The sequence below is a fragment of the Paenibacillus sp. GbtcB18 genome (assembly GCF_019091125.1).
GTDB classification, from domain to species: domain Bacteria; phylum Bacillota; class Bacilli; order Paenibacillales; family NBRC-103111; genus Paenibacillus_F; species Paenibacillus_F chitinolyticus.
In genome coordinates this window covers 262,266-283,130 of record NZ_JAGXJX010000009.1, presented here as the reverse complement: position 1 = coordinate 283,130, position 20,865 = coordinate 262,266, and the positions used below count along the sequence as shown (strand labels likewise).

General features: G+C 46.7%; 18 protein-coding genes and 1 pseudogene. 17 read left to right on the top strand and 2 right to left on the bottom strand.

Going from position 1 to position 20,865, the window contains the following annotated elements; genetic code table 11:
- Positions 1-31 precede the first annotated feature (31 nt).
- Positions 32-2,941 carry a type I restriction endonuclease subunit R gene (locus KVT34_RS24085; RefSeq protein WP_217561873.1) on the top strand — a complete coding sequence of 970 codons (2,910 nt, stop codon included), beginning with the start codon at positions 32-34 and terminating at the stop codon, positions 2,939-2,941.
- Positions 2,942-3,209: 268 nt separating this feature from the next.
- Here KVT34_RS24085 and KVT34_RS24080 read toward each other — a convergent pair.
- A pseudogene (locus tag KVT34_RS24080) lies at positions 3,210-3,317 on the bottom strand (SpoVR family protein); the annotation flags it as partial.
- A 205-nt stretch (positions 3,318-3,522) separates the two neighbouring features.
- Between KVT34_RS24080 and KVT34_RS24075 the strand changes: the two are divergent.
- The 14 genes from KVT34_RS24075 to KVT34_RS24010 all read left to right on the top strand — a co-directional run bounded on the left by KVT34_RS24075 (position 3,523) and on the right by KVT34_RS24010 (position 16,998).
- Positions 3,523-4,002, top strand: coding sequence for a barstar family protein (locus KVT34_RS24075; RefSeq protein ID WP_309244130.1), 480 nt, complete (start codon positions 3,523-3,525; stop codon positions 4,000-4,002).
- Between the two features lie 225 nt (positions 4,003-4,227).
- Positions 4,228-5,505: a hypothetical protein gene (locus KVT34_RS24070; RefSeq protein WP_217561871.1), complete on the top strand. Its 1,278-nt coding sequence runs from the start codon at positions 4,228-4,230 to the stop codon at positions 5,503-5,505.
- 472 nt (positions 5,506-5,977) lie between these two features.
- Entirely contained in the window at positions 5,978-6,694 is a 717-nt protein-coding gene (locus KVT34_RS24065; RefSeq protein ID WP_217561869.1) for an MBL fold metallo-hydrolase, read from the top strand.
- Positions 6,695-6,947: 253 nt separating this feature from the next.
- On the top strand, positions 6,948-7,511 hold the full coding sequence (locus KVT34_RS24060) for a hypothetical protein (protein WP_217561867.1): 564 nt from the start codon (positions 6,948-6,950) through the stop codon (positions 7,509-7,511).
- 293 nt (positions 7,512-7,804) lie between these two features.
- On the top strand, positions 7,805-8,071 hold the full coding sequence (locus KVT34_RS24055) for a hypothetical protein (protein WP_217561865.1): 267 nt from the start codon (positions 7,805-7,807) through the stop codon (positions 8,069-8,071).
- Between the two features lie 702 nt (positions 8,072-8,773).
- The gene (locus KVT34_RS24050; RefSeq protein WP_217561863.1) at positions 8,774-10,279 is read left to right on the top strand and encodes a TROVE domain-containing protein; all 1,506 of its coding nucleotides are present in this window, start codon (positions 8,774-8,776) and stop codon (positions 10,277-10,279) included.
- A gap of 404 nt (positions 10,280-10,683) precedes the next feature.
- Entirely contained in the window at positions 10,684-11,634 is a 951-nt protein-coding gene (locus KVT34_RS24045; RefSeq protein WP_217561861.1) for an iron-hydroxamate ABC transporter substrate-binding protein, read from the top strand.
- 429 nt (positions 11,635-12,063) lie between these two features.
- Entirely contained in the window at positions 12,064-13,443 is a 1,380-nt protein-coding gene (locus tag KVT34_RS24040) for an amino acid permease (RefSeq protein ID WP_217561859.1), read from the top strand.
- 208 nt (positions 13,444-13,651) lie between these two features.
- Positions 13,652-14,092, top strand: a complete 441-nt coding sequence (locus KVT34_RS24035; RefSeq protein WP_217561857.1) for a hypothetical protein — start codon at positions 13,652-13,654, stop codon at positions 14,090-14,092.
- Positions 14,093-14,379: 287 nt separating this feature from the next.
- A complete protein-coding gene (locus tag KVT34_RS24030) occupies positions 14,380-15,042 on the top strand; it encodes a TetR/AcrR family transcriptional regulator (RefSeq protein ID WP_217561855.1) in 663 nt (220 codons plus the stop codon).
- Positions 15,032-15,568 (top strand): GNAT family N-acetyltransferase, encoded by a 537-nt coding sequence (locus KVT34_RS24025; RefSeq protein WP_217561853.1) that lies wholly within the window; start codon positions 15,032-15,034, stop codon positions 15,566-15,568. Before KVT34_RS24030 ends, KVT34_RS24025 begins: the two co-directional genes overlap by 11 nt.
- A gap of 117 nt (positions 15,569-15,685) precedes the next feature.
- Positions 15,686-16,018 (top strand): YxiJ-like family protein, encoded by a 333-nt coding sequence (locus KVT34_RS24020; RefSeq protein ID WP_254635111.1) that lies wholly within the window; start codon positions 15,686-15,688, stop codon positions 16,016-16,018.
- Positions 16,019-16,030: 12 nt separating this feature from the next.
- Positions 16,031-16,624: a P-loop NTPase family protein gene (locus KVT34_RS24015; RefSeq protein ID WP_254635098.1), complete on the top strand. Its 594-nt coding sequence runs from the start codon at positions 16,031-16,033 to the stop codon at positions 16,622-16,624.
- 2 nt (positions 16,625-16,626) lie between these two features.
- Complete coding sequence (locus KVT34_RS24010) at positions 16,627-16,998, top strand: DUF4180 domain-containing protein (RefSeq protein WP_217561849.1); 372 nt, start codon at positions 16,627-16,629, stop codon at positions 16,996-16,998.
- Positions 16,999-17,161: 163 nt separating this feature from the next.
- On the opposite strand, the gene KVT34_RS24005 is transcribed toward KVT34_RS24010, so the two are convergent.
- On the bottom strand, positions 17,162-18,016 hold the full coding sequence (locus KVT34_RS24005; protein ID WP_217561847.1) for a hypothetical protein: 855 nt from the start codon (positions 18,014-18,016) through the stop codon (positions 17,162-17,164).
- A gap of 349 nt (positions 18,017-18,365) precedes the next feature.
- On the opposite strand from KVT34_RS24005, the gene KVT34_RS33010 reads away from it, so the two are divergent.
- Together KVT34_RS33010 and KVT34_RS23995 are read left to right on the top strand one after the other, a co-directional pair.
- The gene (locus KVT34_RS33010) at positions 18,366-19,124 is read left to right on the top strand and encodes a MarR family winged helix-turn-helix transcriptional regulator (RefSeq protein ID WP_217561845.1); all 759 of its coding nucleotides are present in this window, start codon (positions 18,366-18,368) and stop codon (positions 19,122-19,124) included.
- Between the two features lie 76 nt (positions 19,125-19,200).
- A complete protein-coding gene (locus KVT34_RS23995; RefSeq protein WP_217561843.1) occupies positions 19,201-20,649 on the top strand; it encodes an aryl-sulfate sulfotransferase in 1,449 nt (482 codons plus the stop codon).
- Positions 20,650-20,865: the final 216 nt, after the last annotated feature.

Sequence of the window (20,865 nt, the reverse complement as noted above, 5' to 3'; positions counted from 1 at the left end):
CGAAGTCTGTTAAAGATTGGAGGCGTGATTGATGTTTAATGAAGATAATACGATTGAACAACTGGTAATAACTACACTTGAGAGAAATGGATGGAAGTACATACCTGCCGAAGAATTGCAACGCGAATACTCGGATGTCATGGTAGAAACTATGGTCAAAGAGGCGCTTATCCGTCTTAATCCTGAAATTGCTGAAGAACCATCACGAGCAGATGAAGTTATCTATAAACTGCGTACGTTAATATTGACGGTTCAGACGCACAATCTAGTGACGCAGAATGAACTGTTTAAGAAGATGGTTTTTGAGGAGAACTCCTACCCGTTCGGTAAAGATGGCCGTATGATTCCCATTCGTTTTTTTGGAACAATGACTAAAGAAGACTTGGTGCTGAACGAATATGTTGTCACAAATCAATGGGTATATCCACAAAAAGAGAATGGTAAAAGGCTAGATATTGTACTTCTGATTAATGGATTTCCTATGGCGATTGGTGAGTTGAAAACGCCTGTTCGTAATTCTATAACATGGTTGGATGCTGCTGGAGATATAGCTGCATATGAAAAGAGCATACCAGGCATGTTTGTAACTAACATATTCAATTTTGCTACAGAAGGTAAATGTTATAGATATGGTTCAGTTTGCATGCCAATTGGAATGTGGGGGCCATGGCATACTCCGGATCATAAAAGTGAAGGAAGTCTTGCTGATGTGAAAATCAGTGTTGAAGATATGATTACACCTGAGAAGATCATGGACATTTTTCAGTTCTTTACATTATTTGCAACCGATAAAAAGTATCGCAAATATAAAGTCATATGTCGATATCAACAATATGAGGGTGCGAATCTTATTGTGGAACGCGTGAAGGCCGGATACCCAAAACAAGGTCTTATCTGGCATTTCCAGGGTTCCGGTAAATCATTGCTGATGGTTTTTACAGCACAGAAACTTAGAATGATACCTGAATTAAACAATCCAACAATAGTTATAGTTGACGACCGAATTGATCTAGAGACGCAGATAACTGCTACATTTAACGCATCAGATATTCCCAATCTCGTCAGTCTCGGCTCAAAGGAGGACTTAGAATCCTTCTTTTTAGGGGACCAAAGAAAGATTGCAATTACAACAATCTTTAGATTTGGTGATATTAAAAAGGAATTAAACCCTAGAGATAATATCATTCTTATGGTTGATGAAGCGCATAGAACTCAGGAAGGTGATCTAGGTAATAAGATGCGTCTTGCTCTTCCGAATGCGTTTTTCTTCGGCCTTACAGGTACACCGATTAATCGTATTGATAGAAATACTTTTAATACATTTGGTGCAGTTGAGGATAAGAGTGGATATATGAGCAAGTATTCCTTCTCGGATTCCATCCGTGACAATGCAACACTACCATTGAATTTCGAACCAGTTCCAGTTGACCTGCATGTTGATAGAGAAAGGCTCGATACTGAATTTGAAGCATTAACCGAGAATTTATCTAAAGAAGATAAAGCAGAGTTATCTCGAAGGGTCAACATGAAAGCAATTATGTATGACCGCAAGCGAATCAGAAAGGTATGTGAGCACATATCAAAGCATTATCAGGAGAAAATTGAACCGAACGGATACAAAGGTCAGGTTGTTTGTTATGACAGAGAGTGCTGTCTTATGTATAAAGAAGAACTTGATAAATTGTTAGGTCCAGATGCAACTACAATCGTTATGGACACCAACAATGACAAGGAAGACAAATATAAAGCATATAGACGTGATAGGGACGCAGAAGGAAAGATTTTAGACAGATTTAGAGAGCCTAATGACCCACTGAAGCTTGTAATAGTAACGTCAAAGCTACTTACTGGTTTTGATGCACCTATATTGCAGGTTATGTATCTTGATAAGCCAATGAAAGATCATAACTTGCTGCAGGCCATCTGTCGTACTAACAGAACCTATGATGAAGGTAAAACACACGGTTTGATTGTTGACTACATAGGTATTTTTGATAATGTGGCAACAGCTTTGGACTTTGATGAATCGAGTATGAAAAAGGTCATCTCGAATATTGAAGAGGTCAAGAAGCAGATCCCTGCACTAATGCGTAAGTGCTTGAGTTATTTCATGGGAGTAGACCGTACAATAGATGGTTGGGAAGGTTTAATTGCTGCACAAGAATGTTTGCCAACGAATAAAATCAAGGACGAATTTGGAGCCGATTATAAAGTGCTCAATAGAGCGTGGGATTCGCTATCGCCAGATCCGTTTCTGAATACAATGAAATACGATTTTCAATGGTTAACAAGAGTATTCGAATCGGTGAAACCTACTGATGGAAGAGGCGGGTTGATTTGGGCTTCTCTTGGGGCGAAAACATTGGAATTAGTTCATGAGAATCTGCATGTCGGAGAAGTACATGATGATATGGAAATTCTTACAATGGATGCAGATTTAATCGATGAATTTATTGAAAAACAAAAGAATCTGAGAAAGACAACGATCAAAGTTGAAATTGATTTGGTCGCTAAAATTCGAAAACACAGTAGTGATATTAAATTCGTTAAGTTGGGAGAAAAACTTGAAAATCTCCGTGAGAAATACGAACAAGGGCTAATAACCAGTATTGAGTTTCTAAAACTGCTATTAGAACTTGCGCGGGAAGCCGCAGAAGCTGAAAAAGAAGTAGTGCCTGAGGAAGAAGTGGACAAAGGCAAGGCAGCATTGACAGAGCTTTTTGATGGGTTGAGGAATTCAAAGACACCAATTATCGTCGAGCGAATTGTTAGCGATATAGATGATATCGTAAAGATTATACGTTTCGATGGTTGGCAGGGTACGACTGCAGGAAAACAGGAAGTGAAAAAAGCTCTTCGAAGTGTTGTCTGGGTCAAGTACAAAATTAAAGACAAAGAAGTCTTTGATAAAGCCTATCAGTACATTGAGCAGTATTACTAATCAGGGAGAAGTAAAGATAGAGAAAACGTAAAACTGTTCATATTGTGGTGAAACAGATCATTCAGTGATCAGTGGTGGTGTTGTTATTGAAAAGATCGAAGATCACCTAGATTGTCAAAGTCTGTAGAAAGATTCGAAAAAATCGTGGATAAGATCAATAGCTTAACTGGACGAATACAACTGCTGAAACGTGCTTAGAATGAAGAAACCAAGGGGCTAGCTCTTTGGTTTCTTCATTCTAATGATTTTTTGTTTTCCCAAAACTCTAATGCGAAAAGCGCGCAGGCATCCCGTACACACCGAAGGTATAAATGATATCTGCGGAGAAAATCTAGTAACGCATGGGGTAGGAGTCGAGGCCGAAACCTTTGGGTATTTTTTACCATAATAAGAAACGGGTGCCATAGGAACTAGGGAATATTTTATACATAAAAGAATTTCTCTGGTAGCAGGATCGGGCGTTGCATATCTAATCAGCAACTAGACGTGTGAATCGGACGATACAAAAAGTCGAATATCAAGATATAGTGCAATGACTTTAATTCATCGTACCTATGAAAGTTTATTTGGAGGTAAGATAGGTGGAACAGCAAGTTTTATGGAAGTCATTGATGATGAACGGTTCTATCGTTATGTTCTGGAGACAAGAAATTCTAGAAAGATATATGGAAAAAATAAGGGGAGAAGGATTCGACATATATCTTATTGATTGTGAGTCTTCGGACTGTCTTATGGAATTAGGTAATACTTTTGAGTTCCCAGATTACTACGGAAATAACTTAGATGCTTTTAATGATTGCCTTTCCGATATTATCCCTAGAAATGAGGGAATCGTGTTAGTTTTTAAGAATTTTGACAAATTCAATGAAAGTGATAACGATACTGCACACAGTATGCTAGACATCATCCAAAATAATTCTTGGAGATTGCTTGTCGAAAGTCAAAAAGTGCTGATGGCTTTTTTGCATTCTAACGACCCGCAGTTACATATACAGCCTATAGGCGCACTGCCCGTACGTTGGAACAATGAAGAATGGCTTAATAGAAATAGAGGGGTTTAGCTAAAGACTAAAGCGAATCAATCGATGAAAGTACGTTTGTTAGAGGGCATGCATATTCGGCTTTAGATGATATTGAATTGTTTTGTAAGTAGTCACAGGTTTAGATGTTCATCTCCTATTATAACTAAACATTCTCTAACGTTTGATTCATTGTACTGATTATAATTGTTGTAACCGCAGCCCGTAGGTGACCAGTATAAAAATAAGTGTGGCGGGAGGAGATAAATGCACATTCAAAAGTTTCGCTACGAATTAACCCGTGGGTTAGGAAGCATTATTCTCTATCTGAAGGAGACCCCCGCGCTTACTTATCGGCATCTGGATGCCATAGCGGATGCTTGTATTCGGAACACCGCGTATGATCCACAATGTGATGGGAGCAGGGAAGCTTATCTATGGGAGGTCATTCAGCTATCCAAGGCTTCCCCTATTTTGCAGGAACGAATTCTCGATGCTTTGGGAGGCGAAGTGAACGGGTGGGACCTTCTGCAAGTGTATCGATTAGCGAAAATCTTTGCTTCTCACGGCAATCCGACAGCGGTAGAGGCTATGAAAAGAGGATTCCGTTACGATGAAGAATGGAATTGTTTCATAGGCGGGGAAGAGATTATTGAGGCCGAGGGAGCCCAAGGTTTTTTGTTTGTGGCAAAGGAGATCGGCAAGCGGATATTGTCTTCCGGCTATGAAGGGGATACTTTCGTATGGGAATCTGCCAAGGAGTTTCTAGGCGAGGAGAAGGCAGTGGCTCTCCTGAAAGAAAGCGCGAAGGACGAAAAGATTCAGGCTTTTTATCAATCCGTGCTCGGGGACGAGGATGATTACTCTCTGTTAAACGGCCGAAAGGCTCTTTCCTATGAGGAATTTAAATCTTCCATGAAAGCGGGTGAAAAAGCCCGGTACCCTTACATTGTTTGGGGCATGCGTGCGTCTAAGGAGGACTTGCTCAAAGCTGCCGATGACTTGTTGAAAGAAAAAAATCCGAAAAAGCTGGAAGCTTATTTGTCTATATTCGTTAAACCGTCTTTTCCGCTTGATCCGCAAAAAATTATAGAACTGGCACAATCCCCAAATAAACGTCTGCGTTCAGCGGCCATTCATGCGCTTCGCAATTTGAAGGACGAGCGTATCCATCGGCTAGCCGTCCAACTGATCTGTCAACGGGAGACAGAGGTAGAGGCTCTGGAACTATTCACTCTTAATTATGAGGAGAATGATCTGCCGCTATTGGAGCGTATTGCTTTTAAGAAGCATAACAAGCACTCGTTTCATAACATGGAGTTGGATATGGTCAACATTTTTGAAAAACATCCTACAGCATCGTGTCAAAAGATTATGATCGAACTGTACCACAAAGGGCTCTGCTCCCCTTGCAGACGGCGTGCTGTAGAAATTATGTTGGCCAATCACATTCTGCCTGCCTCTTTGCGGGATGAAATCCGATATGACTGCAATCCGGATATCCGTGAACTTTGGATGAAAAGCGCAAACGCCGGGCTTCCCTAGCCGACGCCTGCGCTTATTTTCTTCTATAGAACTTTTCCCAATCGTTTATAACTTCCGCTCGGGTCAATAATTGATCCCTCGGCCATCGGGATGTTTCCCATTCATGTACCGCCTGCCGCTTTGTTTGGTAGATACGGAAGTCGCAAATATTCCAGGGGCAGTACAATTTCCGGTACCATTTCCCGTTTTGAACGCCGCCTTTGAAGCGGCGTACGGCTTTGCCGGCCTGCCGTTTGGTCCAGCCAGTGCTTAGGTGCTGTTGGTCTTTACATACCGGCGATTTTTTTACACTTCTGCTCATTTGGTTCTCTAGTCCCTCCTTTTGGGAAGCTAGAGACCGTCTAATATTTTCATAGTTCACCCCGGTGTTTGAGTTATTCAATCCGTAGATATAAACGGAATCCATACAGAAAAAGTTACTTATAAAGGAAAAAGTATAATAAATACGTATATAATTAGGAGGATTTATTATATGGAGTTAAGGCGACTAACGGATCGTGTTTTTTATACGATGTTTAGCAAAGAGTCCGATAGGCCGGTTCTTGGTTATATTCATGGGCAAACGCGTTCTTTAATGGTGGACTCGGGCAATTCTAAATACCATGCCGCATTGTTTAATGAAGCTGTACGTAAGGAAGGATTAAGAAAACCAGAAATCGTTGCGATTACGCATTGGCACTGGGATCATACTTTTGGGATGCATGCGGTGGAGGGGATAACCATTGCCCACGAAAAAACGAATCATAAACTAGCGGAACAAGCTAAGTGGGAATGGACAGATACTGAAATGAAAAAGAGACTAGCGGCAGGGGTTGAGATTGAATTTGCGGATACTTGCATTCGGAATGAGTACCCTTCGCTATCGGAGATAAAAGTGGTGACTTCTGACATCTCTTTCAACGGAACGATGGAAATCGATCTGGGAGGTATTACGGCACAATTACATCATGTAACCTCTCCGCATAGTGACGATTCTGTCTGCATATTTGTGCCTGAAGAGCGAGTAATATTTATTGGCGATGCGGTTGGAGTGGATTATTATAACGATCGCCACTTGGGTAAAGATAAACTGCGTTCTTTACTTACAGCGATTGAAGGGTTTGATTTTGATACGTGTGTTGTAGGACATGCTGAACCGGTAAGTAAACAAAAAATTGTTGCTGTCATGAATTCTCTTCTGGAACGTTAAAAAGTTTAAGGGGAGCGGCAAACTAAACTCGTCCTATAAACTTCCCAGTTCCAACCATAAACCGAGGTGATAAAGTGGACAAAATCGAAACAGCGTTACCGGGACTGGAAGTCCCGTCAGGGAAGCCTTACTTGAAGCGGGACGATTGTGTGATTTACTTTTACCGTGTTACTTTTTCTCTGCTACATCCTTCAAAATTCCTGCCGCAAAACCGATATAAAAGGAGCACTTGTAAAAAAAGGAGAGTACTGGGATGTCTAAACGCAGCAAAATTGGTTTTTTGATTGGAATGGCCGTTGTACTATTGTTTGTGATGACGGGGTGTGGAAGCAAGGAAAAGGCCGCAGATGTAAAGCCGGCGGAGACGGCTAAAAGTTCGCCTGCAAGCACTGCCAATCCGGCGAATGCTTCAGCTAAGCCGAAAGAGCCGGCCCCTGAGTCTAAACTAAGTGAGATCAGCAACTTTATGATTTCGTCTTTTTGGAACGAAGGATTTGTGGACATCACTTGGTACGTCAGCAATGGAACGGGCAACACAGGGAAGAAGCTGGACATTGATTTCACAATAGAGCGTCTTGGCAAAGCGATGGAACAAAAGGCGGAATATGATACGTACATTCAGGGCCTGGATGCGAAGTATGATAACGTGAAGCAAGTATGGAATAAGCTTTCGAAAGAGACCGACAACCTGTATAAGCAGCTTAAGGAAAACACACCGAAGGCCAACGACAAGAGCTATAAGTTCGATACGGGATTATTCCAGCAGTACAGCAATGCTTTTAGAGATGATGTACAGGCTTTGAATAAGAAGCAATAGTCGTGTGAGGTCACCAATTACGAAACCTGACCGCTAAAAAGGCGTGGAGTCTGGCTCCAGGCCTTTTTTTGTTGCGGCAATGTATTGACCGCAGGCTTGTCGTTGATTTACCACGTAGAGATTCGCTTGAGAATTAAAGGATCATCCAACCGATTATTAGGGAGCGTTACCCAGGATGGAAGGGCATCCCAAATTGGGGAACCGGAGATCTTTTACAGCGTAAATAATTGATGGACAAAGAGAAGGGCGGCCGAGCCAGCGAAGTTTTTCTAAAAGAAAAGGAGCGCACTATTTTGGATCCAAGCAATAATAGAGATAAGAAGAAGTGGTATTTAAAGAATGGTTTTGTCCTTGCTTTATGTGTCATAACCCCACCAATAGGATATATTCATGTGCTAGTAAACCGTAGGCATTGGGAAAAAAAAGAAATGTTAAGCTACTTACTTTGGGCAACTGTATTTACTTCTTTTTGGCTCTTAAAATTCATTTCTAAAGAAATACAGCTAGTTGCATTGATCTTAGCGCTAATATTTTTATCTATAGGAACAAGGAAAAAATAGGACGGGTCAGCCAATCGGCAGGCCAATCCTATTTTTATTGAACCCGCTCGTTCGTTAACCCACATTTAGGCCCATCACCTGTTGGCTACGTCATGAAGCTATAATACTGCAGCAACAACCGTTTTCGGATTTCACCTTCCTTCCGCGTAAGCGGAACTCCGAATCTTTTCACACAAAAAAGGTAAACTTTTCTCCGGTCGTAATACTTTCGCCATGTTCGCGGAACCGAAAATGAGCGAAGATAGGTACAGAAGGCAGGCACGTTAAACGGCCGGCCCAATAAAGATCACCGAGGCGCCTGGACGGGTTACTTCGACTTTTAATCGGCTGGTCGTTGGTTCGAGTCCAACTTCCTCCAGGGGGAGGAATAGCTCAGATGGTAGAGCAGCATGTACCTGTCCGACCTATTTCCTCGGTGGTTTCTACAAAAGAATAGGCGGAGCGAGGCGTCAGAAAGGGTTTCTTCGACTTATTAGGGTTAAGTATGACGGTGTCCGACGGATGCCACGAACCTTTTCAACCACTTTCCTCGCTCCGCTTCTATCCCAAAAAAAGAATATCCGGCGAGGCGCAGGAACGGGTTCCTTCGAGCTTATCGACCAATGGAAATACCCCGGGCAGTACGGCAGGTTCGACTCCTGCAGCAGACCTGTTCCGCTTTTTCTTCGCCGGAGTTTTTTTGAAAAAAGGAGTGTGTGAATCATGAGTATGGCGAAAAAGCTGTTCGGCGCTCTCGGACCGGACGCCTACAATAAAGACGGCTATCCCGCGTACACGCGGTCTGCGGAGGAGCGGTATGTGCAGACGCTGATGACGAATACGATGGGGAATACGTACTACGCGGATCAGCAGGAGCTGGTCGGCGATGCGGCACAGCTTCATCACGAGATGGCTGAAACCAATCCGAATTTCATGGCACGGGCGATTGTTTTTGCCCGAAATGCCGGTTTTATGCGGCTTCAGCCTTTGTTCGGACTCGCGATCCTTTCCATGTATCGTCCGGATCTGTTTGCGAAGATTTTCCGGCAGGTGGTGCGGATTCCTTCGGATTTGTCCGATTTTTTGACCATCTTGAACGGTCTGGGGCGGGGAGAAGGCGGTCGCGCCGTGAAACGGCAGGTGAACCACTTCCTGTCCGAAGTGTCCGAATACTGGGCGATGAAGTACAACGGACGCGGTCGCGGATACAGCCTGGGCGACGCCATAGCGACGGCGCATCCGAAGCCGAAGGATCTGCAGCAGCAAGCGTTGTTCCGCTATTTGCGCGGGATGGAGGCCAACCTGGCGCTGCTGCCGCAGGTCGAGGCGCTGGAGAACTTGAAGCTGGCCGCAACCGAAGAAGAGCAGATCCGCTGGATCGAACGCGGCAAGCTGCCTTACGAAACGGTAACGGGAGCGATCAAGCCGTCGAAGGCGGTCTGGGAGGCGCTGCTGTACCAGATGCCGACGTTTGCGCTGCTCCGTCATTTGAACGCGATGCAGCGGGCGGGTGTGCTCGAAGATGCGCGGCACGTGGAGTATATCGTGCAGCGGTTGACCGATCCCCAGGCGCTGAGCAAAGCCAAGATCCTGCCGTTCCGGCTGGCGACGGCTTTCCGGCAGGTGGAGCATCCGGAGCTTAGAGACGCTTTGCGCGAAGCGGCGGAGCTTACGTTCGACAACCTGCCGGAGCTGGGCGATCAAACGGCGATTTTCCTCGATATCTCGGGCTCGATGAACGGGCAGTACTTGGAGATCGGCTCCGTTTTTGCCCTCGCGCTGTATAAAAAGACCCGCGGCAGCTCCCTGTTCTGGCTGTTCGACACGGAGGTTACGGATGCGAAGCCTTCCCGTAAAGACAGCATTTTGACCCAGGCGGCGCAGATTCATGCCCGTGGCGGCACGGATACCGGAGCGCCCGTCCGCAAGCTTATCCGGGAGCGGAAGAAGGTGGACCAGATCGTGATAATCACGGACGAGCAGCAGAACAGCGGCAGTCCGTTCTACGAGGAGCTGAACCGGTACCGTTCCAAGGTGAACCGCGACGTAAAGGCGTTCATCATCGACATTGCGCCTTACCGCCATGCGATGGTTCCCGTCCAGGACCCTCATACCTACTACATTTACGGCTGGAGCGACACGGTGCTGTCCTACATCGCCCAGACCGTGCAAGGGTATTCCGGCTTGAGGGAGCAGGTGGCTGCGCTGGATTTGGATCATTTGCACTAAGACGGCGGTAAACGAAAAACGCGCGGAAGCAGCCGGTTGGCGAACAATATTACTTGCGATACAGCGTGCGGATTCTTCTCTTGCCTAATGGCGGGAAGAGGCCCGCATGCTGTCTTTTTTTATGCACGCGGGAACTTTGCCGGTCGACGCGGTGCGTCCCTGGTAGAGATAAGGTTGGGCCGATGACGATGGTTTTTTCGACTTGTTTATAGCTTCAAGGCATTGAAGAGTGCTGAAAGCAGCGCCATCCTATTTAGGTATTGACAGCAACCCGGCCTGCCTATAAAATGGTTAACATATTGATAATGATTATCATTATCGCTTAAAATGAATGTCCTCTCAACTCACTCGCGATTGGATGATTCATAGATACCTAGCAAATTGATGGGGGAGAGAATCGTTTTATGAAAAAGTTTATTCCGTTATCCGTGCTCCTTATCCTTCTTCTGAGCGCTTGCGGCGGCAACCAAACAGGCACCAAGAGCGGGAACAGTGCTTCCACTGAGCCTACCGGAGCTACGTCGGCAGCCACGAAATCCGGGACGTTTACCTATCAATCCGAGAACGGGCCGGTCGAGGTTCCCTCGAATCCGCAGCGCGTCGTTGTGCTTACGCGAACTTTGACGGGGAATGTGATGGCACTCGGGGTGCCTCTGGTCGGTGTGGACGAGATGTCCAAGGAGAACCCGAATTTCGAAGAGAAGCTGAAAAACGTAGAGTCGGTTTCGGACGAGAGCCTGGAGAAGATCATCGAGCTGAAGCCGGATCTTATTATCGGGCCTTCGGAAATCAAGAACATCGATAAGTTCAAGAAAATCGCTCCGACGGTCACTTATACGTACGGGAAAGTCGATTACTTAAAGCAGCAGCTGGAAGTCGGCAAATTGTTGAACAAAGAAAAGGAAGCGCAGGCTTGGGTTGACGACTTCACAGCCCGCACCAAAAAAGCCGGAGATGAAATTAAGGCAAAGATCGGCGCGGATGCGACAGTCTCGGTTATCGAGACGTTCAACAAGCAGCTCTATGTCTATGGCGATAACTTCGGACGCGGCACCGAAATTCTCTACCAGGCGTTCGGGCTGCGCATGCCGGATAAAGTCAAAGAAGCGACAAAGAAAGAAGGCTACTTGGCCCTGTCCACGGAAGTGTTAAAGGATTACATGGGCGACTATGTCATTTTCAGTAAGAACGCGGAGGAAGACAACTCTTTCCAGAAAACCGAAACCTACAAGAGTATCCCCGCTGTCCCAAATAATCGAGTCTTCGAGGCTAACGCGAAGGCGTTCTATTTTAACGATCCGCTAAGCATGGAATATCAATTAAAATTTTTCATGGAACACTTTCTCGGCAAATAAGCGCATTTCGCGAGAGTTATCGTATCGCTTTAAGGGAACTGCAATGGGTGCGCGTGAGAATAAAAACGGCCAGGGGCTTAGGTCCATGGTCGTTTTTTTGATTATATGAAATCGGAGTCCCTGCACAGTTGTCTTCATACGAGAATGTTCATCCAAGTGTAAGGAAGGACCGACCGGATCTGTATTGCTTTCTCATCAGCTCTTCCAGTCCCGGATTCCAATAAATGCCTGCATGTCCGCAGTTGTATTTGCCAATATTCTGTCATACAATTTTTTGTAACGTTGAGGGGGCAGTTGCAGAAATAAAACGCAGCGCTGCCGCTTCATCCGGATTGCATCACACTAAGTTGGGGGGAACGGTGTTACGAACCGGAAATGGCAGTTAAAGTATGAAAAGCAGATCACATATAAACGAAGGGGAGCGTTCTTTTGGAAGCCAAATCATTATCCAGAGGACTGAAGCCCCGGCATATTGAGCTGATTGCGCTCGGGGGGACGATTGGCGTCGGGCTGTTTATGGGATCGGCCAGTACGATCAAATGGGCCGGCCCATCCGTGCTGCTGGCTTATCTTTTGGCCGGGGTTATTATGTTTTTTGTCATGCGGATCATGGGGGAAATGCTGCTGCTCGAGCCGGTGACGGGGTCGTTCGCCACGTTTGCCCACCGATACATCGGCCCGCTCGCCGGTTATGTGACCGCCTGGAGTTATTGGTTCCTATGGGTGACGGTAGGCATGGCGGAGGTTACCGCAATCGGGATTTACGTGGGCTACTGGTTCCCGGACATTCCCCAGTGGATTCCGGCCTTGATCGGCGTGGGAATCATTGCGGCGGCCAACCTGGCGGCGGTGAAATTTTACGGGGAGTTCGAGTTCTGGTTTGCCATGATCAAGGTCGTCGCTATCGTGTTTATGCTGGTGATCGGAACGGCCATGATTTTCTTCGGGCTCGGTAACGGCGGGGAGCCTATCGGCCTCTCTCATCTGTACAGTCACGGCGGTTTTTTTGCGGGAGGGTTAAAAGGGTTCCTGTTTGCGCTCTGCATTGTAACGGCTGCCTATCAGGGGATCGAAATGGTCGGAATTACGGCGGGGGAAGCGGAAAATCCGAAGCATACGCTGCGCAAAGCGATTAAAAACATCATCTGGCGCATTCTGATTTTTTATGTAGGCGCTATATTCGTGATCGTTACGCTTTACCCGTGGAACCAGGTCGGCGAAATCGGCAGTCCATTCGTGATGACCTTTGCCAAAGTGGGCATTGTCGCCGCAGCGGGCATTATCAATTTCGTCGTGCTTACAGCGGCGATGTCGGGCTGCAACAGCGGGATTTACAGTGCGGGCAGAATGCTGTACACGCTGGCGCAGAACGGGCAGGCCCCCAAATTTTTCGGGAAGGTCTCCAAAAGCGGCGTCCCGAGAAACAGCATCATCACTACGATTTCTTTGCTGCTGATCGGCGTGCTTTTCAATTACTTGGCGCCGGACTCGAAGCTGTTCCTGTACATTTACAGCGCCAGCGTTCTTCCGGGGATGATTCCCTGGTTTGCGCTCGCTTTCAGCCAGTTTAAATTCCGGAGAAAGTGGAAGCACGAGATGGCGGATCATCCGTTCAAGTCCCGGTTTTTCCCGGTCAGCAACTATATTACCATCGTATTCTTGTTCCTCGTTATTATCGGAATGTGGTTCAACCCGGATACACGCGTCTCATTGATCGTCGGAGCCGTGTTCATTGCAGTCGTTATCGTGGGGTACTTTGTTTTTGGCATCGGGAAGCGGCAGAAGACCGGGGAGATCGAGGAAGGGTAACATTCGGCTAAAAGCCGGGCGAATTCAGGCTGGAGCCTGGGTTTGGCCCGGTTTTTTAATTTTCAAAAGTTCATTCAGATCAACGTGTTTATTATTCTCTGAATGGTCTCTACTAAACTGCAATAATGGATTGTATCTATTAAATATGGTATATTATAGGTGTTTATATAAACATAAACCAAATGAATTAAATGGAGGATGATCAACTGTGTTCAAATTGAAGAAAATTGTCCCGGCCTTAGTTGTAACCGCATCTCTATTATTGTCGTCCCAGTCTGCGTTTGCCGTTTCCGGGTTAGCGGATACAAGAAGCGAGGCCTTAAATGTTTACCCAAATACAGATTACACATGGACGCTGGATACGGCGGCGGATGAAGATTGGTTTTATTGGACCAATTCTACCAGCAGCACTCAATATTTATCCGGCTCCTTGCTATCTCCTGCCGGCAAAAATTATAATTTGCAGCTTGTTCTTGTTACAGCAGGAGGCTGGGAGTATGTCTTGAACACAAACGATAACGGCCCGGGACAACACGACGGTTTTAATTCGACTCTTCAACCTGGAGATAAGATCTACTTCAAAATTAGACCGAGCGGATTCGATTATGACAAGTCTAACCCGTATACATTTAATTTTAAAGTAAGCTGATCTTGTAAATAGTTTTTCTATGGCAATAGTTTAGAGGGGCTCAGGGCCCCTCTTTTTCTTTTTGAATAACACCCGATGGATGCGGGTTTGCCAACAACTGCTGAGCGGTAAATCGTTCGTGTAACCGTCTAAAAGATCTACACTACAAATGAACATAACGAATAGCGCACGCGACCGATCTTTGGTGGCGTGCTGTTTAATTTTGGAATACCTATTGAAAAACGACATGAATGTCGTTTATAATTCAACTAGAACAACTCACAAAGTTTTGGATCGGAGTTAAAAAGATGTCTCCCAAAGTGAACGAGGAATACAAAAAGCAAAAGAAAATCGCTTTGCTGCAATCGGCCAAACAAGTATTCATCCGCAAAGGGTATAACGGAGCGACTATGCAGGACATCATGGAGGCGGCCGGTGTGTCGAGGGGTGCTTTGTATGCTTATTTCGATAACATTGAGCATGTCTATCTGGAGCTGCTGCGGCATGAGGACCGGAAGCACGAAATTTATTTTCGCAGTGACGACACGGAGAACAGCTGGCAGCAGGTAAAGAATTGGCTTACCAAGCAGCAGGCGGAAATCGGGAGCATGGAGGAGACTTTAGTGCTGGCGAACTCGCAGTTTTTCTCATCGGCCCAATACCGGAACAATAAAGATGCCTATCCTTACATTGCGGCACGATATGAGGGGACTCTGAAAGTGCTGACCGGATTCTTTGAAAAAGCGGCGGCGCTAGGCGAATTTGCACCTCGTCTTCCGGCCGAAACCATTGCTCGGTATCTGATTTCGTTCATGGATGGGCTAATCATGGATACGGCCCATATGGGTCCTGAGAAAACGAAGGTGAATGAGCAGCTGGATGCTCTGCTTTTTACCTTGGAAGCTATGCTCGGTCCGGTTGGAAACAAGACGGAGACAACGGAAAAGGAGAACAAAGAGGATGTTATTTGAATCTTCGAGAGTATCATTCCGAAAAATGACGGAAGAGGATGCAGCCGTTTACCACACCTGGAGAAACGATATGGAAGTGATGAGAACGACCAATCCTTCCTTGGATTTGTTTACTTATGCGGAAACCCGGCAGTTTGTGGAGCAGGTGATTTTGGGATCGGACACGTCCAAAAGCTATATGATCCTGGATAAGGAGTCCGGGCGGCCCATCGGAATCACCTCTTTGATTCAGCTCGATTATAAAAACCGCAGCGCAGAGTGTATCCTCGACATCGGTGAGAAAGAATTTTGGGGCAAAGGCTACGGAACCGAATCCTTAAGACTGCTGCTCAATTACGCTTTTCTTGAATTGAATCTGCACCGGGTATCCTTGCGGGTGTTCGCTTTTAACGATAAAGCCGTGGCTTTGTACGAAAAAATCGGGTTCAAACGGGAGGGAGTCTCCCGGCAGGCAGTATTCAGGGAAGGGAACTGGCACGACATTCTACATATGGGGATTCTTCAAGAGGAGTATAGGTTTGTTTGACGGGATAGGGGGCCGGAGGGTTGCTAACTCTGCTGAAAGATCGAGTCCGATATGAATAAAAGGTGATCTATCATAAAAAGAGAAAAAATCATTGAACGCTTAATGCTTTTGTATACGATGGATTTGTCCAGACCTTTTCCCTATAAAGATCTTGAGCGGATCAAGCAAGACTTTGAGCTTGAACTTTCCTTACTTTCAGAGGAAGCTTGTTTAAATGCCGACTTTAATGATTATTGCATGACTGTCGCAGGAACGATTAGTTATGTCATAGGCGGCAGTGAAGAAAATATTCCATCGGGGCAATTGCAGTTAATAAAGATGGACTTTTTTGAAAGATTCCCCTCTTATAAGTTTTTTGAAAATGAGACCCCTCACTATCCGGCCTTTCAGAAGGAACTTAATAGTTTTGAAGAAGCAAGAGTGCTGGTGCTACGTTATTTTATTAGATGAGCGGTGAATTAAATGAAGAGAATTCATATCATCGGCTCGGTCGGAAGCGGCAAAACGACTTTGGCCAGAAGGCTGTCATCGGAGATGGGGCTTCCTTTTTATGAGCTGGACAACGTGGTCTGGAAAAGGACCCCGGCTGGAGACGTAAGACGAACGGACGAGGAGCGTGATGTCTGTCTGGCCGAAATCGTTGGGGTCGACGACTGGATCACGGAAGGCGCTCATCAAGCCGGCTGGATCGGACCTTGTCTGGAGCGCGCGGAACGGATCGTTTTTCTGGATACCCCTTATTCCACGCGGCTTAGGCGCATCATCAACCGGTTTATCCGGCAGAAGACCGGACGGGAGCGGGCGAATTATAGGCCGACGTGGACCATCCTGTGGAGGATGTTTTGCTGGAATCACCGATTCCAGAGAGAAGGCAAGCTGGAAGCGATGGAGTTGCTAAAGCCGTATGAGCACAAAATGCTGATTTTGAAAGGCAACCGTCTGCCCCATGCATCGATTTTAGTTGGCGCCAGGGAGGGAAAGCAGGCTCTCGCTCAGACAGGATCGTTCTTTCATGACGCACCATCTATAAAAGTTAATCAAACGAAGGAGAAATGAACATGAATATCACCGTCGATCAGCGGGAGCATTCGAAAATAGCCGTCGTTTCAAGCGAGGATGTGGTCATTAGCAGCGTAAACGATGCGCTCGACTTGATGGCCGACATTCGTTATAACCACGAATGCGATAAAGTGCTTCTCAGAAAGGAACAGCTTACGGACGATTTTTTTGAACTGAAAACGAAACTGGCCGGGGACATTTTGCAGAAATATATCAACTATCAATTAAAGATTGCTATCGTCGGGGATTTCAGCGGGTATAACAGCAAGAGCCTGAACGATTTTATTTACGAGTGCAACCAGGGGAACAACGTGTTTTTCAAAGGGACCGAAGCGGAGGCGCTGGAGGCGTTGCATGGGGTGGAGGTTTAAGGTCCTGCCGCTTGTCAGGCCGCTCCCTCTGCTCGGTATTATATTATTTGTTATAGGATTATTTACAAAAGAAGAATAAAGATGCAAAGACGCCTGAATTACCGATTGATAATCGGATTTGGCGTCTTTTTTTGGGGAGGAAAAGGACTAAATAGGAATATGTTTATTTGAATTTCTTATTTAGGTCTTCTTGAGCTAATATCCTAGCTTCATTGTATTTATCGTTTTCAGTAATTTCTATAATTTTTTCGAAAAATTGTTTTGTTAAAGCCTTATCCTGTTTATACAATTGACTTCCTGTAATATAGAAGTAATCAGGAAATATAATTTTATCTTCTTGGAAAATGGTATTAAGATTAAGTGAGACTTCTCTTATATAGTTGTTTTTGATATACGCATCGAATTCAGCATCGGTTGGGATGGGATATCCCACTGAAGCGTAAAAATCTAAATTGATCTCACTAGGAAGATTTTTTACCGTAATTTTTTTCATCTGTATTTGATCTCTTACAGCCGAATAATTTTCCAGCGTATACTTAGCAGGTTCTGCTAGCAGATCTATTTGATCGGTCATTTCCTTTTTAGTTTCATCGAACTTCTTTTTAAGACGATTTATATCTGAAGAACTATAGAGCGTTTTTCCTTTTTCTGTTCCTTTTCCAATAATTAATCCTAACTCTAGGGCAACTGAGGCTTTACCTGTGTGCAAAACACTTTTCAGTAGTTGAGCGTTATAAACATAAGGACTATCTTTAAAGTCATCGATCGTGAAATCTAAATATGTAAGGGCTGTATCTAAATCTCCGGCTTCGATTTTTTTGAGAGCTATTGAATAAGGTTCAGGGACTTCGATTTCTTTAGGTTTAGCTTCTTGTTGTTGCACGGTGGTGCTTGGTGTTGTTTCCGCGTTTGGGGCCGTAGTAGCGGCAGCTGTTTTTTCTTCCTGCTCTTTTGTTTGCCCCGCACACCCTGCGAATAATAGTAGAAAGGAAGCTCCGAGTAAAACTTTCTTGATCATTTTTTCCTCCGTAGAATCGTATTTCCGTAACATAAACTATTGAAAATATACATAGGACTAACAAATCACCCTATATATTTCGGTAAGGTTAAGTATTTATATTAGAAAAAAATCAAATAACCTTAAAACCTACTTGACAGGTATGAATAATTGGTTTAATCTTACTTCAAGATCACTAGATGAATTTTAATCAAATAAATATTCATTAAACGAGTATTCATTATTTTACAACTAAAACAATGAGGACAGCCGATTGGACCGCCAAAGGCTCCTGTTATCTCTTACCGACATCCGGAGGAGATTTCGGGGGCTTTTTTGTTTCTATGGGCCTCCTGAAGAAAGGAATGGCATGCACGAAAAAGATCGGGCGTTATACGAAGAGGCTGACTGGCTCTTCCGCAGGCTGGTACGCAAATTTGTGAAGGAACGCGACAAAATTTCCGTCGAAGGTATCGCATTGCCGGGGATGCTCATCCTGAACTCTATTCATAGTCAAGGAGAGCAGCGGCTGGGCGAGCTAGCGGAGCAGTTGGATTTTACATCCGGCGCCGTGACGGCGCTGTGCGACAAGCTGGAGGCGGGCGGTTATGCGGTCCGCAAACGAAGCGAGTCCGACCGCAGGTCCGTAGCGCTGGACATTACGGACAAGGGCCGGAAGCTGCTCCGACGCAACGGTGGGCTCAGCGCGCATATGATCGGCATCTTGTTCGACGGGTTCACGCCCGAGGAGCTGGAGCGCCAGATCGTGTTTTCCCGGAGGCTGCTGGAGCGGCTGGAAGGTTTTGCCGAAGCGGTGCTGGCTTACCCCGGAGAGGACGCGGGGGAGGCGGAAGTGGCGGAAGTAGCGCAAGAGGCGGAAGAAGCGGAGGTACCGTCTGTCCCGACGATCAAGACGGCAAAGAGAACCGAGGCCGACCGGGTGTCGGCACCCGCAAGCCTTCCCGCCGGGACTGTGAAGGAAAGCCCGGCGACCGCTTTTACAGACGATGCCACATTCGGTCCGTCAACGGAATTACAGCCGGGAACGTCTCCACAGCCGCCTGCGGATCAGCCACCTGCTCCGAAACCAAGCAAGACCACGCGCAAGAAAAATTTCATTTCTTATTAGAGGCGATACCGTACAGGGGTGCCGGCGTTTTTTACAAACCAAAACTAAATCAAAAAAGAGAGAGGACGTTATACATATGGGACATCCGACGATTTATCCGACAGGAACAACGGTTTACAAACCGGGAAAAAGCTGGAGCGGCTACACGCTGTATCAGGCGGCGGACACGGGAGCGCTGCTGATCGACATGAACGGGCGGGAGGTTCATTTGTGGAAAGGCCTGCGGGGGTTCCCGAATAAGCTGCTCCCGGGCGGATACGTGTTCGGCAGTACGGCGGAGCGCGATCCGAAGTACGGGTTTCAGGATGAGGTGAATCTGGTGCAGGTCGACTGGGACGGCAATATCGTGTGGAAGTTTGACCGCTACCAGCACATCGAGGACCCCGGGCATGAGCCCCAGTGGATGGCGCGCCAGCACCACGATTACCAGCGCGAAGGCAATCCGGTCGGGTACTACGTGCCGGGGCAGGAGTCGAAAGTCCACTCCGGGAACACAATCGTGCTCGCGCACAAAAATGTGAAGCGTCCTGAAATATCTGATAAAGAGCTGCTGGACGATACGATCCTGGAAGTCGATTGGGAAGGGAATGTCATTTGGGAGTGGACAACGAGCGACCACTTCGAGGAGCTGGGTTTCGACGAGGATGCCCGTAAGGCGTTGTACAACGATCCGAACACCCGGTTTTTCGGTGCCAATGCCGGCGACTGGATGCATATCAACTCCGCTTCGGTCCTCGGACCCAACAAGCATTACGATGCGGGGGACGAAAGATTCCACCCGGACAACATCATCTGGGATGCGCGGGAGACGAACATCATTGCCATCACGGATAAAAAGACCGGCAAAATCGTCTGGAAGCTCGGCCCTAACTATAATACCGAAGAGACGAAGCATATCGGCTGGATCATCGGCCAGCACCACGCGCACCTTATTCCGAGAGGATTGCCGGGAGAAGGCAACATCCTGATTTTCGACAACGGCGGCTGGGGCGGCTACGGCGCACCGAACCCCGAGTCCCCGGACGGGCTTAAAAATGCCCGCCGCGATCACTCCCGCATCCTGGAGATCAACCCGGTCACGCTCGAAATTGAGTGGCAGTACACACCGACGGAAGCGGGTTTCCAGGCTCCGCTCGATTCGTACCGGTTTTACAGCCCGTACATCAGCTCCGCCCAGCGCCTGCCGAACGGCAACACGCTGATTACCGAAGGCGCGGATGGCCGGATTTTTGAAGTGACGCGCAAGCATGAGCTGGTGTGGGAGTACATATCCCCTTACAAAAACAAACGCAACTCCAACATGGTCTACCGCGCCTACCGCGTGCCTTACGAGTGGGTGCCGCAGCTGGAGCTGCCGGAAGAAGTCGAAATCGCACCGATCGACGTAGCGGACTTCCGTCTGCCGGGGGCGGCTGCCCGTGGAGCGGTCACGACGGTGGAAGTGGAGGGAACCGTCTCCTACGGCGAGGGCGCGCTATGCGTGGCACGGACGGATGAAGGTCAGCCGGAACCGGAGAAGGGGTAGGTGGGGATGATGAGAGAAGCTGAGGAAAAAGGTAAAAAGGCTGCGGGCTATGGTGGTCCTCGATCGGCTGAATCCTTAGGAATCGCCGCTAAATCAAGTCAGGCAACCGCAGTAGACAACGATGCCGCCCACGAGGTAGAGGGTGAGAGTGCACGGGAAGCCCACCCGGCAGCTAGCCGACGCCAAGCCCGTCCCCACCGCTACGCCCGCACGCTG